Here is a 17,134-nt window from a genome sequence, read left to right as displayed (position 1 = left end):
AATAAAAAAAGAATAATCATTAGACTATTCCATTTTATTATATTCTATTATATAGTTTATAAAACTCTTTATTTTTATTATATTCGGTTAGAAATCATATAATCTTATCAAAAACACTTTATAGCAGGCTCTATTAGGTTTAGATAATAAGATTTCCTATCTGATATACAACAGTAGCAACTACCCATGCTACCACTAATTGATATACAAACGAGAATATCGTCCATTTCCAACTATTAGTTTCTTTTTTAATTACTCCTAAAGTAGCAACACATGGCGTATATAGTAAAGAAAATACCATAAATGCATATGCACTGAGTTGAGTGAAACCAGCAGATTTTAATTGAGTAGATAACGCTAGCATATTACCGTCAGATACTACATCTCCTATTCCATATATGACAGACATTGTACTCACTACAATCTCTTTGCCCATTATACCTGCAATCAATGATAAAGCTGCTTGCCAATTACCGAATCCCAATGGATTGAATACTGGTGCTATAAATTGTCCTATTGATGCCCCTAAACTTGTAGTTATATCTGTTTTACCTGATAAATTGAATTCTAATAAGAACCAGATTATTATAGATGCTACAAAAATAATTGTTCCAGCCTTAACTATATACCCTTTAACTTTCTCCCAAACAAATATAAATATCGTTCTTGGAGCAGGTTTCTTATATGCAGGTAATTCCAATATCAACGGAGCAGTCTTACCTTTTGATATGGTTTTCTTGAATACAATTGCTACAAACACAGCTACAATAACACCAAGCAAATATAATGAAAATGCTATTAGTATCTCATTGCCTGGGAAAAAAATATTTGAAAACAATATATAGATTGGTAATCTAGCGCTACAAGACATAAAAGGAGTTATTAATATAGTTATTAACCTATCACGTTCATCTTCTAAAGTTCTTGCTGTCATAATAGCAGGTACCGAACATCCAAAACCAAGAATCATAGGAATAAATGCTTTTCCGCTAAGTCCTAATTTTCTCATGAATTTATCCATTATAAGGGCTACTCTAGCCATATACCCACTATCTTCTAATATTGATATCGCTAAGAACAAACATGCAATATTAGGTAGGAATACTAATATTCCACCAACCCCTCCAATGATCCCATCAACTATTAACGATATGAGCCAATCAGCTGCACTAGCAGAAGTCAATAAATCCGTAATACAACCACTTAATATCTGAAATACACCACTTAACAAGCTAGCTAAATAATTTCCAACTTCAAAAGTAAAAGCAAACACAAGTAACATCATAGCCATAAATATTGGAAGTCCAGCCCACTTGTTAGTAACTATCTTATCAATCTTATCTGAGAACGTTTCGTCTTCATCTAAAGAATTAACGAGTACGTTACTAATAAAATTTGTAATATAGTCATATTTAATCTTAGCTATTTCTTCTTCATAATTACATTTATCTACTATATTCAATTTATTTATTATTTCACTATCATTTTCAACTATCTTTAATGAATACCATCTTAAAATATTCTCATCAACATTTTGTAGCTTGAGCTCATTTTCTATTTTGATTAAATGCTGTTCTATTTCATTACCATAATCCAACTCAATAGGCTTATACTGTTCTTTTTCATTAGAAACCTCTATGATCTGTTGTAATAGATCATCTAGACCCATTTTTTTAGTGGCTACCACTTCCACTACAGAAACATTCAGCTGCTTAGATAATTTTTTCTTGTCAATAACAAATCCTCTGCTTTTTGCAACATCCATCATATTAAGTGCTATTATAACTGGTTTTCCAAGCTCTATAAGCTGTAAAGTCAGATACAGATTTCTTTCTAGGTTTGATGCATCTACAATATTGACAACTACATCTGGGTCATCTTCTATTATATATTCTCTTGTAAGAATTTCTTCCATGGAATAAGGTGATATACTATATATTCCAGGTAAGTCAACAAGTGTTATTTTATTATCACCATATGTTATAGTTCCTTCTTTTTTTTCAACTGTTACTCCAGGCCAATTTCCAACTTTATGTTTAGCACCTGTATATGCATTAAATAAGGTAGTCTTACCACAATTAGGATTACCTACGAAAGCAACTTTTATATTATCGTTCATTGACATATCCCTTTCTGCAAACATACAAAAAGACACTTATTAAAGTATCTTTATAGACTATTTAAGATTATCATATTACCAATTTTATGATTATGGTAATCTATTTCGTTATAATTCAATTTTCATATTAACATGCATTGCCAACGGCATTCAAATTAAATACTTTATGTTTGCTTGGTTGAACATATATTTTTTCTGCTACTGTCTTACCAATTACTACTCTTGAACCTCTTATATTAAGAATAAATGAACCGCCTGTATTATTTGATAAAATCTTGATGCTAGTTCCCTTTGTCAATCCCATATCTTGAAGACGTTTTTTCATTTTTTTATTTTGCTTAATATCATCTACGATAAAAATTTCTTTGTTTTTACCTTCATCTAAAGTCATATATATCAACTCCAATTCGAATGATAATGATTATCACTTTTGTTAATTATATCGTAGATATTGTAAAAAGTCAATATGTTTTTAATAAATTTAACACCTTTTTAACACTATAACAAAACAGCTAGAAATGTGATTACAAACCCTAATAATCCTCCTAATAATGTAATGGCATTTAATTCCTTTTTAGCTATGGAAATGATTATATCTTCTAACATTTTTATATCAAATTGGTTGAGTTGTCTTTCAATAATTGAACTTAATTTTATGTCTTTCATTAATTTAGTCATATTATTATTAACCAATTGGGTATATTTATCAACTATAAAAGCATCTAATTGTTGCTTCTCAGCAATGCTTACAGAAATATCACTTGTTATCATTTTGTTAATAATTTCAACTATAAAATTATTAATATTGCCACTTGTCTTATCATCATTAATAATCTTTTCATAATTATCAGCAACTAGATTATTAATTTTATCTTCTACATCATTACCAGTAACTTTTTCAAGAAAACTATATAAATCAAGATCATTTAAAGAAATGATATCAATTATATTAACTTCTGATAGTATCCCAGTAAAATAACATGCCAGATATGATATCAATTCTTCTCTTGATTCACTAGTCATAATTTCTTCTATTGGCCTATTAGTTACCTCATCGATTTTGCTATTAATAAATGTATTGATCTCTTCTTTAATTTCTATATCTTGAAGCTTTTCTTTTGTTTTTTCAGCAATCGTGTTATAAACACTCTCACCGTTTACAAACATAGCTCCCAATGCCCCTACTTTTTCTTTTATAGTCGAATCAATAAGCTCAACAACTCTTTGCTTCAATCTCTCATTTTCAAATATTTTTATATCATCTGTTATACTATCTATATAATTTATTATCATACCTTTTATTCTATTAATCATTTCAACATCAATAATATCACATATACAGTTGCCATCACTCATTTTTTCTGATAAAAAACTACTTATCATATCTTTTACATTATTATTGATTATGTCGTTATACTTATCATTTAATTGCTCTTCACTAATTAAATCTATAATATCTATCTCTCTTAAACTATTACTTATTCTGCTACTTATTAATTGTTGTATCTTATTTTTGGTGTTCTCTTCATTTAATAAATCCAACAATCTATTTCCTATGATATCTGCAATTCGATTTACTATAAAATTATTATCATTATCTGCAATAAAACTATTTAAATTGATGTTTCCTTTACTAGTATAGATATTATCATTAACTAACTCCAAAACATGTTTTTTAGCCTTATCTTCAAGCATTTCATTAATTATTATTTTATCTGTTAATAAATATTCCTCAATGACCTGCCCTATTGATTTTGCTACTCTATCTCTCTCCTTTGGTATTAAACCAGGTGTAAAAGGTAATTTTATACCCATCACCCTTTTTTCCGTATAAGGTCTAAATAACATCTTAATCGCAATCCAATTAGTAGAATACCCTATTCCAGCACCTAAAATAGGAGCTAACACCATCTTCATATCCATAAAACTATCACCTCAATTGTTATTCATATATTAAAAATCCTTAACCATATTTTATTTCGTAAATATTTGCAATTCCAAAAATATCTTACACCTAGTATAACTTATTTATCCTTAACTGAGTAAATTTATTTAATCATCAACATTACCTTTATTTACTTTCCAAACGAATATTTTCACTATATCACAAAAAACCGCCAGAAACAACTGACGGTTTTAATTAAATGTTATCTATTCACATATTATTTTAAAGCAGCTTGAGCAGCAGCTAAACGAGCGATAGGTACTCTAAATGGTGAACAAGATACATAATTCAATCCTACATTATGACAGAATTCAATTGAAGCAGGATCTCCACCATGTTCTCCACAGATTCCTAATTTAATGTCAGGTCTTGTTGCTTTACCTTTTTCAGCTGCCATCTTCACTAATTGACCAACTCCAGTTTGATCTAATCTAGCGAATGGATCTGATTCGAATACTCCCTTAGTGTAGTAATCTTCTAAGAATGCACCAGCATCATCACGAGAGAATCCAAATGTCATTTGAGTTAAGTCATTAGTACCAAATGAGAAGAATTCAGCCTCTTTAGCAATTGCGTCAGCAGTTAATGCAGCACGAGGTATTTCAATCATAGTACCAACTTTGTATTTCATATCAGAACCAGCTTCAGCTATTACAGCATCAACAGCTTTTACTACTATATCTTTAACGTAAGCTAGCTCTTTTACTTCTCCTACTAAAGGAATCATAATCTCAGGAACGATATCATATCCTTGTTCTTTCTTAACTTCAATAGCAGCTTCAACAATAGCTGTTGCTTGCATTTCAGCTATTTCAGGATATGTTACAGCTAAACGACAGCCTCTATGACCAAGCATTGGGTTGAATTCATGTAATGAATCAACTGTAGCTTTTAATGTTTCAAAAGTGATACCCATATCTTTTGCTAGAGCTTCGATATCTTCAGTATCATGAGGTAAGAATTCATGAAGTGGTGGATCAAGAAGACGTACAGTCATTGGTCTTCCTTTTAACGCTTCATACATACCTTTGAAGTCAGCTTTTTGAATTGGTAATAATTCTTTTAAAGCAGCTTTTCTTTCTTCTACTTCTTTAGCAACGATCATTTTTCTCATTTTTGCGATTCTGTCTTCTTCAAAGAACATATGCTCTGTACGACAAAGTCCAATACCTTCAGCTCCGAATTCTACAGCTTTTCTTGCGTCTCTTGGAGTATCAGCATTAGTTCTTACTTTTAATGTTCTTGTTTCGTCAGCCCATGACATGAACTTAGCGAAATCACCTGATATTTCAGGTTCTATAGTCTTAATATCTTCAATATAAATATTACCAGTTGAACCGTCTAATGAGATATAATCTCCTTCTTTGACAGTTTGTCCAGCAACAGTAAATACTTTCTTTTCTTCATCAATTGTAATGTCTCCACAACCAGATACACAACATGTACCCATTCCACGTGCAACAACAGCAGCATGTGATGTCATTCCACCACGAACAGTTAAGATACCTTCTGAAGCATACATACCTTCGATATCTTCTGGTGAAGTTTCAAGTCTAACTAATACAACTCTTTCATTTCTCTTAGCAGCTTCAGCAGCATCTTCTGCTGTAAAGTATACCTTACCTGCTGCAGCACCTGGAGATGCTGGTAAACCTTTAGCAACTACGTTTCCTGCTTTTAGAGCAGCTGGATCGAAGTTAGGATGAAGTATTTGATCAAGTTGTTTTGGTTCAACTTTCATTAAAGCTTCTTTTTTAGTAAGTAATCCTTCATCTACTAAATCAACAGCTATTTTTAATGCAGCAGCTGCTGTTCTCTTACCATTACGTGTTTGTAAGAAATATAATTTACCATTTTCAATAGTGAATTCCATATCTTGCATATCTTTGTAATGATTTTCTAAGTTAGTAGCGATTTCCATGAATTGTTTATATACTTTTGGCATATCTTGTTCAAGTCTTGTTATAGGTTCTGGAGTTCTAATACCAGCAACAACGTCTTCACCTTGTGCATTTAATAAGTATTCTCCATAAATTCCTGCTTCACCAGTTGCAGGATTTCTTGTGAAAGCAACTCCTGTTCCTGAACTTTCACCCATGTTACCAAATACCATTGTTTGAACATTAACAGCTGTTCCCCAGTTACCTGGAATATCATTCATTCTTCTATAAATGATAGCACGTTCATTATTCCATGAACCAAATACTGCCTCTACAGCTGCCATTAATTGTTCTTCTGGGTTTTGTGGGAATGCTTCACCTAATTGTTCTTTATATAAATCTTTGAATGCAGCGATAACGTCTTTTAGATCATCAGCTGTTAAATCAAGGTCACTTGCATATCCTTTTTCTTTTTTGATATCATCTAGAACTCTTTCGAATTTTGATTTTGGTAGACCTTTAACAACGTCTGAGAACATTTGAATAAATCTTCTATAAGAATCGTATGCAAATCTTGCATTGTCTGTAGCTTTTGCGAATCCTTCTACAGATACATCATTTAGACCTAAGTTAAGTACTGTGTCCATCATACCAGGCATAGAAACTCTAGCTCCTGAACGAACAGATACTAATAATGGTTGGCTATTGTCACCAAATTTTTTATTATTAATCTCTTCAACTTTTACTAAAGCATCTTCAATTTGTTTTTTTATCTCATCTGATATTTTTTCACCATTGTCATAATAATTAATACAAGCTTCAGTTGAAACAGTAAATCCTTGAGGAATTGGTAAACCAAGCTTAGTCATTTCTGCTAAGTTAGCGCCTTTTCCACCAAGAAGGTTTTTCATTGATGCATCAGCTTCACTAAACATATAAACATATTTCTTGCTCATTAAATATACCTCCTGATAATCTTTTCTTAAAATTATTTATATTAAAAACCAGAGGTCAAACCTCATAGTTTTTATGTCATTAATATATAATGTTAATAAGTTTAATAATTATAAGTCATACTAAAATTATCACCAAATTGTACAATTTTAACAATTATTTTATTAACATTACCATAAAATTGTTATCAGTCTTTATTTGCTAATTTTTTACTTATGTGTAAGTCCGACATATATTATAACACAAAAACTTAAAATAAGTAGATTTTTTTTTGTTTTTTTCTTCTAATAAATAGATTTTATCCAATTTACTAATAAAGTGTCTATTTAATATTTTTTTTTGTGTAATTTTATGTTAAAATATTATTTTTTGTCCTAAATATGAAATAAGGTCATCTATTTTAACTCTTTCTTGCTCCATAGAATCTCTGTCTCTTATTGTTACTGCATTATCTTCTAATGAATCGAAATCGAATGTCAAGCAGTAAGGAGTTCCTATTTCGTCTTGTCTTCTATATCTTTTTCCAATACTTCCTCTATCATCATATTCAACATTATAATGCTTACCTAACATCGTATATACTTTATTAGCTTCTTCTGATAATTTCTTTGATAGTGGTAAAACCGCTATCTGTACTGGTGCTATAGCAGGATGAAAATGTAGAACTTTTCTAACATCACCATTTTCTAATTCTTCCTCATCATAAGCTTCACATAAAAATGCTAATGTTACTCTATCAGCTCCTAATGATGGCTCTATGCAATATGGAACATATTTCTCTTTTTTAATATCATCAAAATATGTTAAATCAGCACCAGAAGTTTCTTGATGCCTTTTTAGATCAAAATCTGTTCTATCAGCAATACCCCATAATTCACCCCATCCAAATGGGAATAAATATTCTATGTCGGAAGTAGCATTACTATAATGAGATAGTTCTTCCTGACTATGGTCTCTTAATCTTATATTTTCTTTATTTAACCCTAAAGACAGTATCCAATTCATACAGAACTCTTTCCAGTAATTGAACCATTCAAGATCTTTGCCTGGTTCACAGAAAAATTCTAATTCCATTTGTTCGAATTCTCTTGTCCTGAAAGTAAAATTACCTGGTGTAATTTCATTTCTGAATGATTTCCCTATTTGTCCTATTCCAAAAGGTATTTTTTTTCTAGAAGTACGTTGTACATTCTTGAAGTTAACAAAAATACCTTGTGCTGTTTCTGGACGTAGGTAAACAGTGTTTTTAGCCTCTTCTGTAACACCTTGGAAAGTCTTGAACATCAAATTGAATTGTCTTATGTCCGTAAAGTTTTTCTCTCCACAAGATGGACATACGATACCATTCTCTTCGATGTAATCTTTCATTTTTTCATTAGACCAAGAATCAACAGCATCTTCTACTTCAAGATCATTTTCTTTCATATAATTTTCAATCAATTGATCTGCTCTGAATCTTTCTTTACAGCTTTTACAATCCATTAGAGGATCATTAAAACCGCCAACATGACCAGAAGCAACCCAAACTTGTGGATTCATCAATATTGCACAATCAATTCCTACATTATATGGACTTTCCTTGATGAATTTCTGCCACCAAGCTTTTTTTACATTATTTTTTAATTCAACCCCAAGAGGACCATAATCCCATGTATTAGCTAATCCTCCATAAATCTCAGATCCTGGATATACAAATCCTCTAGCCTTTGCAAGGGCAACGACTTTTTCCATAGTCTTTTCCATGTTTTACATCCTTTCAATATTATAAATTTTATTTATTTTGACACTAAAAAAGACATTCTTATATCCCTAGAAGGGACGAAAGAATATCTTCCGCGGTTCCACCCTATTTGATGTGATAGACACATCCACTTAATAATCTGTTCAAAAGCGCCATTCATTAATTACATTCTGTTCAGCTTCCACCTGCCTGAACTCGCTATAAGAATTTATTTAATTAATTACTTCTCTTCATCATTACAGAATCGGTATTTTTTTATTTAAATAATTTTCTAAAACTGTCATTATATGAGAAAAAGTATAACAAAACAGTGTTTCTCTGTCAAGCACATTTTTTAGATTTTACATAATTCTATTTAGGATTTCGCTTTATATCATGTATTATCTTATTTCCACATATTTTACAATATATAGCATCATAATCGTTTTTCTGCCCACAATAATAACAATTGATTGCTGTTTTCTTATTAGATTGCCATTTCATGCTAAGGAAAACAGCATAAGCGACTATTAGAACAAGTAGAGTCCATAAAACCCAATTCTTTATTCCTGTAGAAGGTTTATATAACAAGTAATAGGTATCATAATCTTTAAAATAAATTGTATCTTTTCTTATTATTTCACCTTGTTTGCTTGCAAATTTTATATCCCCATTAACTTTGACTTTAGAATTATTACAATTCAATCTAATCAATCTATATTTTTTATATTCATCTAACTCATCTTCTGTTATTTTTTCTCCAGTAAGTACGTTATATAATATGTCCTTATCTTCAAATTCGTCATAACCACTATCATCATTATCTAAATACTCTTTTAATGTATCATTGAAAATATCTGCTTTTAACACAGCATCCAAATCATCTGCTTTTTTGAAGCTCAAAGTTATCCTAATATTATCTCCATATAATTTTATGTTTTTTATTTTAGCATCTACGTTCTTATGCTCACTCAATTTATTATTTATATATTGTTTGTATTTTTGCTTATCATATTTATTGCTATTTTTTTTGATGAAAGTTACTTCTATATCCTTATCTCCAATTTCATACAGAGATTCTCCTGCAATAAAATCTATTTTCTTAGTAGCACAACCAACTAAAAATAAACATATAAAAATACTTGATACAAATATTAGATATCTTGTTATTTTCATTTGAATTCTCCTTAAAATATTTGTTATTCTATAATTCTAATAAAAAATCTAAAGATTTGAATTTATGGTTAAGATGATATTCAATAAATTTTTTCATTATCATAGTTAGTTCATATTTAATACCTTCATTTACATTAAAGCTATATAGTTTATCAATAGATATAGAAAGAATATATCTCATAGTATAAATGGTATTATTGCTTATTTTCATAACCGATTTCTGCTGATTAGAGCATATTTTACATATAATACCTCCTTGAGTGATACTGAACCAATATTCATCATATTGATTACCACAAATCACACAATTCACTACATTAGGAGTATAACCAATATAGCTCATGGCTTTTAGTTCAAAGATTCTCATTACTAAATCATAATTGATAATATTACTTATCAATACTTGTAAAGTTTTCAACATAAGTCTCATGATATGTATATTGGGTACATTTTCTTCAGTAATATAACTAACAAATTCTAATACATATAAACCATAAGCTAGTGACTCTATATCTGTTCGTATTGCATGAAACGATTCAATTAGTTGTATTTGTTTAATATTATAGGATGAAGATTTCCCTTTTACCAATATGTATTCCCCATAAGAAAATAATTGAGAACCTGCAAGAAATCTACTATTTGTTTTTCTAGCTCCTCTGGCAAAAGCTGTTATTTTACCTTTTTCTTTGGTAATGATAACTAACCTTTTGTCATTTTCACCTATTGCCATTTCATTGACAACAATGCCTTTTGTTTTTATTTCAACCATAGCTAACTCCTAATATTTATCTCTATCTTGTCTTAGATTATAACAAATCATCGTTATTAAGTAAATTACTTTGAGATAAAAAATAGGGCTATCTTTTTGATAGTCCTATAAACTCATTAGATTTTGGTTTAGTTTATTATTAAGTTCTCTAGACAATAACCATATTATTTCCCATCCATAAATCTTAATCATAATATTTATAGATTTAATAAATATCTGCTATTTTCTTCAGCAAACTTAGTTATATTACTCCATTGTAATGTTAATATACCGTGATTATACACATCCATAGAACTTTTATTTATAATATAATCTTTATTTTTTATTATATTATTTGCCAAAATAGTGTACTTGTTATCGTTAACTCCTTTGTAAATATCAATCATAGCATCTAAAATCTCTTTCTGTTCTCTCTTCAGATCTTTTTTAGAAATATCAATAAGAAATTTACCAATAACAGTATGATTAAACAATTCATTCTTCATAAATATATTTTTATCTCTCAATATTTCTTTGTAAAGCAACATATAGTATCTTGATAAGCATCTATACATAGCTAAGCGTAAGTGATACATACAAGTCTGTTCAGCTCCTTTTCTATCTGGAGTATATCCATGTATTACCCTTCTGTTATGATATAGCATAGGCTTCCGTAAATTTCCCAGTAAAGCATGATATAGATAATCTGTACCAGATGTCTCTATAGCCGGCGAGAAAGGAATATATTTAAATATTTTATATAATGAAAAATTTCCAGCCTCAATATAATTATCCGTCGTAAACAATACATTATCTTTTTTATACATTTCCTTGCTACCTAGGATAAAACGTTTTTTAACTATTTCTTTTACATCATCATACGATAATAAAGGCTTAACCAAATGTAAAAGTTTTACCAATGCTTCCATTTTAGTTCTAGCTAAATCTTCAAAATCTACTGCCCAATTACCTTTATAGCCTCCCCCAACCATATAAATAGTTTCATCTTCGGGGTAATTTTCTTTTCCATATATACCTTCATCAATCTCTGAAATCTTTTTCCCTAAATATTTCATTTCAATTTCTATTGGTTTTACTAGTTGTCTATTATCTAATTTTTGAAGATAAACATCTGAATCTCTGCGGTGTAAATAATCAGCATGAAATAATGAAGCAATAAGAGAGAGTCTATTTGCTGCAAGACCATATGAGAGTTCGTTATTTATTAGTAATTGTAGTATTTCTTCTTTATTTTCAATATTTAATGCCCGAACAATTTCTTTATAAATGGTATTTATTTTATCCGTATCAAAATAGTAGATATTATTATTCTTAAGATTTTCTCTCATCTTGTTCATTAATTTTCTATTATTTTTACTTACATCTCTTGGAGAACTATCAATCACTATATATTTCATAGCAACATCAAGATAATTTTCTTCAACAAATAATTGTTCATTAACTATACTCTCCATTGCTTTCAAACATAATCTATTTGTTGGAATTACTAAGACTCTATTCTGTTTCTGCATTATGATATACCTCCCTATCTAATATAGAACTTATATTATATATAATTATTTTAAATACACCTATATGTTTCATATATTATTATTAAAGATTTGCTCAAATCTTTGCAGATCTAACTCACCACTTAAAAAATACTTGAAAGGAGTAAAATCATATTTAGGATATTTAGAATTCAGGATAACTGTGCTTTTTTCTATCATTGCTTTGTAGAATCCATCTGGTCTGGAATGTGGTATATGGTAATTATATATATATGGACAACTTTTTATATACATACCCTTCTTCAATAGTCTAAAAGCAAAATCAAAATGCTCAAACCCCCAATCTTTAAAAATAGGATCAAATCCTCCCACCTTCTTAAAATTATCTAAACTTATACAAGAATTTCCTACAAGATATGATACCCAGGCAATTTGCGATTTTGTTAATCCCTGTTCATCAAATATCTTTCTGATTTTTTTATAGTAATTACTTTCTCTTGAAAATCTATGTATTCCTTGTATATCTTTTTTACAAATATCAGCTCTATGCCTTTTACCATAATAATCTACAGGACATCCCACAATAGCAAACTCAGATAAATATGCTTTATTATCTACATAGTATTTTATATAATTGTTATTTGGAAATCTGTCAGCATCACAAAATATAAGGTATTCTCCACTTGCCTTTTCTACACCTTTATTTCTAGCAGCAGCTCTTCCTTTATTCCCCTGCCTAATTATAATAATTTTATATGGTAGAGTAGATAGATATGAATTATTAATCTTTTGTATTATCCTTTCTGTTGAACCATCATCAACAACAATTATTTCAAATCTATTAAAATCATAAGTCTGCTTAGCAAAAAAATCCAAAGTTATCATTAACTGTTCTGCTTGATTATAAACTGGAATAATCACCGATACATCTATCATTATTCTACCCTCCAATCTTAGATTTTTTCTAACTCTTGATTCTCAACGATTCTCTTTGAAATATCTTTCAACAGCTAATCTACGTGAAAGTTTACCATTATATGTTTTAGGTATATTGTTCCATTCTATAAATTCTTGCGGACACTCATAAGGTGCTAAGTAGTTAAGACAGTGTCTAATAATCTTATTTGGATTAATAGCTGAATTTTCATTAACTCTCTTAATAGCACAAATAATTTTATTATCTTCATTAGAATCTATACCAAATACAATACATTCACTTATATCTTTTATATCACTCACAATACTTTCTATCCAATTTGGGTCAACATTGTATGCATTGTGAATAATCATATCATCTTTTCTACCTATTACATATAAATACCCATCTGAATCAAAATAACCAACATCTCCAGTATCTAACCAACCAGCTTGAATTTTTTTCTTAGTAGATTTTACATCATTATAGTAACCTAGCATCATCGATGAAGTTTTTACATACATATTACCTGATTCCCCATGTTTACAAATTGTACCATTGTCAGATTTTATAATTACTTCTACTCCCATAATAGGCTTACCCACTGAACAATATTTATAATTCATATCTTTGCTGTTTTGTGCTGCTACACGAGGTCCTGCTTCAGTCAATCCATAAACATTAAAAATCCTTCCTTGTCTGAATAATCGTTCTGCATCAATAATTGTTTTTTTATCAATAACTGCACCACTTGTATAGACACTTCTAACACTTGATAATTGAGAATTTGAGAAATTAGCTTTCGTAAGAAGCTTAAGAATAGTAGGATTAACAAATACTATTGTTGGTTTTAAAGTATACATTCTCTTTATCTGAACAACAGGTGATACCATAGGATTATATGCTAAGACCTTGCATCCGGCTTTTAATGCCATTAAGAGCTCACCCACCAAAGTAGAAACATGATTAATCGTTTTGGTTATAAAGAAAATGTCATCTTTGTTTGGATTAATATAATCATAAATCGCTTCAATATTTGCAGTTAATGCATTATGAGTAAGAACCACCCCTTTACGCTTTCCCGAAGTTCCCGATGTAAGAAATATAATCGCAGGATCCTCTTCGGATAGAATATCATCAGAAGCAGAGTATTCTCCATCCTTTATATTATACCATTCTCCATGATTCTCACTTAACATAGGTATACCCATTATCTTATTACTACTCGTATATAACATTGAATTAACATATTTTTCATAAAAACATATTATCCTAATATCAAACTGACTGATTAGTCCTTTTACTGTAGGTATAGGTAATTGTTTATCTATTGGTACAACAACAGCACCAATAGATAAACCAGCTATTAATGCAATAAAAAAATTAGCACTATTATCACATATTATTGCTATTTTTTCTGATTTTTTTATACCATGTTGTCTAAGCACTATTCGTAACGCCATAATCCTCTCATATAACTTAGCATAATCCCAATAATTATCATTATCTTCTATGACAAAGTTTTTGTTTATATTGCATTCATCAAAAAATAATTCTTCAATTCTCAATAATAATCACCACTCAACTTTTATTAGTAATATACTTCATATACTTGTTACTAAACTAATTATTAGAATAAAGAATTTACATTTTCTTTATTCGTTCTGTTACTAGCAATAAATCTCATTACTGAACCTTGCAACAACTGTAATTTACGACTTATTAGTTTTATATCGAGCTTTTCTTTTTTTAATAATTCAAATTGCATATCACTTTTTGACGTAGCTGCAATATCAATTGCCTCGTTTAAAAAATTTATGTATATTTCAGATATACTTTCTCTTACTTCTTCGTAATCACTAAAAAGCTTTTCTGAACTTGTCCATATTTTCTTATCTTTACTTATTTTTGCAATGAGAGTCGCAATGAATTCACAATAATTCTGTAGTACATATACTTCCTTAGGTATTTTTGTAAATGTCCCATACTCTCCAATCCGTTCTACAAGCCATTTTGATGCAGTATCTTTTATTTTATATCCATATGGATTCATTATTGAAAAATCGTCACTTAATAAACCTTCTCTTGTTAATTTCTCTAATAATGGTGTACCATGAAAAAGCATGAGACGATGCTGATATAAACTAAACCTATGAGCCTGTTTTATTTTATCTAATAAGATAACATTTGCTCTGGATTCCTCAAGACTTGAATATGGCTGAAACATTATAAAACCTACTAATACAGCAATTTTAGCCTTCGTAAATAGGTTTATTGCCTTTTGAGTTTGACTAACTGTTGCCCTTTTTCCGAATATTCGCATAGTCTGTTCATAACCAGATTCTGCACCTATAAAAACATTTACAAGTCCAGCTTTTTTTAGCAACAATATTAAATCATAATCCTTCTCATTAAAACTATCAGCTCTAAAAAGGGCAGTAAAATATATGTTCAGATTAGCTTGAATAATCCTTTGACATATTTCCCTCAATCTTTTTTTCCCTTCTTCTCCAACACCTTCAAAAGCATTATCGGTAATACCAAAAGCTTTAATATTATATGTATTAATCAAATATGATATCTCTTTCATAACCATATCAGGCGATTTACTTCTCCAACTTTTATGACCATTAATAGTGTAAGTACGTGATTCAGCACAAAATGTACATCTACCTGCACATCCTCTTCCCGTTTCTATTCTTGCCCATCTTAGATCATTATTACTTATCATTTCTCTTTCTATGCAGATATTTTCATTTAGTTGTACTACTTCTTTAGGAAGATCATTGGTAATAATTTTGTTTTCATTTCTCCATGCAATACCCTGACATCTATTCAAATCTCTATTTTGTAATAAACTATTAGCTAGGTTTGCAATAATTAATTCACCTTCACCTATTATCGCTGAATCAATATATTTACAGTGACTTAGTAATTCAACAGAAGCATGTGAAGCAAGTGCACCACCAGCAGTTATATGGATATGTGGATTCTTACTTTTTATTTTTTCAGCAAGTTTGCAATGTAATTTTACATCTCTATATGTAATAGCCATTCCTACCATGTGAGGATTTAATTCAATTATTTTTTTTGCAATCTTTTCTATATCCATATTTTCAAACTTATCTACTTGAATATGATAAATCACAGTTGAAATATCTCTTTTTACTAATCTATCTTTTAATATTTCAAATCCTAAATTCTCACAATCATGATTATTAATGTTTTCATTGACTGCAAAAAATACAACATCACTCATAATAATATTCAATCCTTTCGTTGCTTTTAAGACATATATAACAATAAATCATATTTATTGAAGCCTTATTATATTTCTGTTATATTCGAATCTCTTGTAGAGATATTTTTTACCCAATTTATTGTTTCTATTATCACTTTGTCAGTCCATTCACTCCGTCCAAACATATGTTTTGCCTCTGGTATTACAACTATCTTAGGGTTATTATGTAAGTTGTTATAACTAATTATTTTATTCTTTGTTTCCTTAACCAATTGATCTCTGCCCCCAAATATGCACAAACTGGGGCCCCTAAAATCAAAAATTTCATTTCTATTATTATTTGAATTTATTTCTCTAATATAATCTGTACTCATCCAAAGTCCAAAAAATTTATATACAATTGATCTTGAAGTGGGTTCACGAAACAATTTCATTTTGGTCCTTGAACGAAAATAAGATGAATTTGGCACAAGTACAGGACTCCACATACATAAACCACTTACGTCATTAATTTTATTGGATACGTTCAATGCAATCCTTGCTCCGTCACTAAATCCTAATAAAAATAAGCTTATATTCTCATTATGAAAACATCCTCTAATAAAATCAATCCCAGAAAGTATATCTTTAACTTTTTTTTGTATTGAAGTTTCCCAGAATTCTCCATCACTTACTCCAAGACCTGTATAATCAAATCTTAAAAGATAAATACCATTTTTCTCAGCTTGTCTTCCTAAAAGCACAGACATCCTATGTACCTCCACCCTATTACCATTAAGTCCATAACACATTATGATTACAGGTGTTGACTCTACGTTTCTATATATTTGGGGAACATGTAATATTCCCATAACGTTTTTCCCATCTATTACAATATTAACCGGTATTTGCATTTTGAATCACCTCTAATTATACTACCTGAAA

12 protein-coding genes and 1 other annotated feature are annotated in these 17,134 nt (G+C 29.6%); all 12 genes read right to left on the bottom strand.

Features of this window, described 5'->3' with window-relative positions; all coding sequences use genetic code 11:
* Positions 1-139 precede the first annotated feature (139 nt).
* Entirely contained in the window at positions 140-2,119 is a 1,980-nt protein-coding gene (feoB, locus tag QMG30_RS17800; RefSeq protein WP_281817691.1) for a ferrous iron transport protein B, read from the bottom strand.
* A gap of 127 nt (positions 2,120-2,246) precedes the next feature.
* Positions 2,247-2,510, bottom strand: coding sequence for a FeoA family protein (locus QMG30_RS17795; RefSeq protein WP_281817690.1), 264 nt, complete (start codon positions 2,508-2,510; stop codon positions 2,247-2,249).
* A gap of 107 nt (positions 2,511-2,617) precedes the next feature.
* A complete protein-coding gene (locus QMG30_RS17790) occupies positions 2,618-4,042 on the bottom strand; it encodes a DUF445 family protein (RefSeq protein WP_281817689.1) in 1,425 nt (474 codons plus the stop codon).
* A 239-nt stretch (positions 4,043-4,281) separates the two neighbouring features.
* Positions 4,282-6,900 carry a pyruvate, phosphate dikinase gene (gene ppdK / locus QMG30_RS17785; RefSeq protein ID WP_281817686.1) on the bottom strand — a complete coding sequence of 873 codons (2,619 nt, stop codon included), beginning with the start codon at positions 6,898-6,900 and terminating at the stop codon, positions 4,282-4,284.
* 352 nt (positions 6,901-7,252) lie between these two features.
* The gene (locus tag QMG30_RS17780; protein WP_281817685.1) at positions 7,253-8,641 is read right to left on the bottom strand and encodes a glycine--tRNA ligase; all 1,389 of its coding nucleotides are present in this window, start codon (positions 8,639-8,641) and stop codon (positions 7,253-7,255) included.
* A 68-nt stretch (positions 8,642-8,709) separates the two neighbouring features.
* Positions 8,710-8,885, bottom strand: a binding site (T-box leader).
* A gap of 105 nt (positions 8,886-8,990) precedes the next feature.
* Positions 8,991-9,794, bottom strand: a complete 804-nt coding sequence (locus QMG30_RS17775) for a hypothetical protein (RefSeq protein WP_281817683.1) — start codon at positions 9,792-9,794, stop codon at positions 8,991-8,993.
* Between the two features lie 28 nt (positions 9,795-9,822).
* A complete protein-coding gene (recO, locus tag QMG30_RS17770) occupies positions 9,823-10,563 on the bottom strand; it encodes a DNA repair protein RecO (protein WP_281817682.1) in 741 nt (246 codons plus the stop codon).
* A 197-nt stretch (positions 10,564-10,760) separates the two neighbouring features.
* The gene (locus QMG30_RS17765; RefSeq protein ID WP_281817680.1) at positions 10,761-12,074 is read right to left on the bottom strand and encodes a DUF6271 family protein; all 1,314 of its coding nucleotides are present in this window, start codon (positions 12,072-12,074) and stop codon (positions 10,761-10,763) included.
* A 69-nt stretch (positions 12,075-12,143) separates the two neighbouring features.
* Positions 12,144-12,989 (bottom strand): glycosyltransferase family 2 protein, encoded by an 846-nt coding sequence (locus tag QMG30_RS17760; protein WP_281817678.1) that lies wholly within the window; start codon positions 12,987-12,989, stop codon positions 12,144-12,146.
* A gap of 42 nt (positions 12,990-13,031) precedes the next feature.
* Positions 13,032-14,537 carry a class I adenylate-forming enzyme family protein gene (locus QMG30_RS17755; RefSeq protein WP_281817676.1) on the bottom strand — a complete coding sequence of 502 codons (1,506 nt, stop codon included), beginning with the start codon at positions 14,535-14,537 and terminating at the stop codon, positions 13,032-13,034.
* A 62-nt stretch (positions 14,538-14,599) separates the two neighbouring features.
* On the bottom strand, positions 14,600-16,228 hold the full coding sequence (locus QMG30_RS17750) for a B12-binding domain-containing radical SAM protein (protein ID WP_281817675.1): 1,629 nt from the start codon (positions 16,226-16,228) through the stop codon (positions 14,600-14,602).
* Positions 16,229-16,296: 68 nt separating this feature from the next.
* A complete protein-coding gene (locus QMG30_RS17745; protein ID WP_281817673.1) occupies positions 16,297-17,103 on the bottom strand; it encodes an alpha/beta hydrolase in 807 nt (268 codons plus the stop codon).
* Between the last annotated feature and the right edge of the window lie 31 nt (positions 17,104-17,134).

The sequence above is a fragment of the Vallitalea longa genome, from assembly GCF_027923465.1.
GTDB lineage: Bacteria > Bacillota > Clostridia > Lachnospirales > Vallitaleaceae > Vallitalea > Vallitalea longa.
The sequence above is the reverse complement of the archived record's forward strand: the minus strand, read 5'-3'. Positions and strand labels throughout refer to the sequence as shown.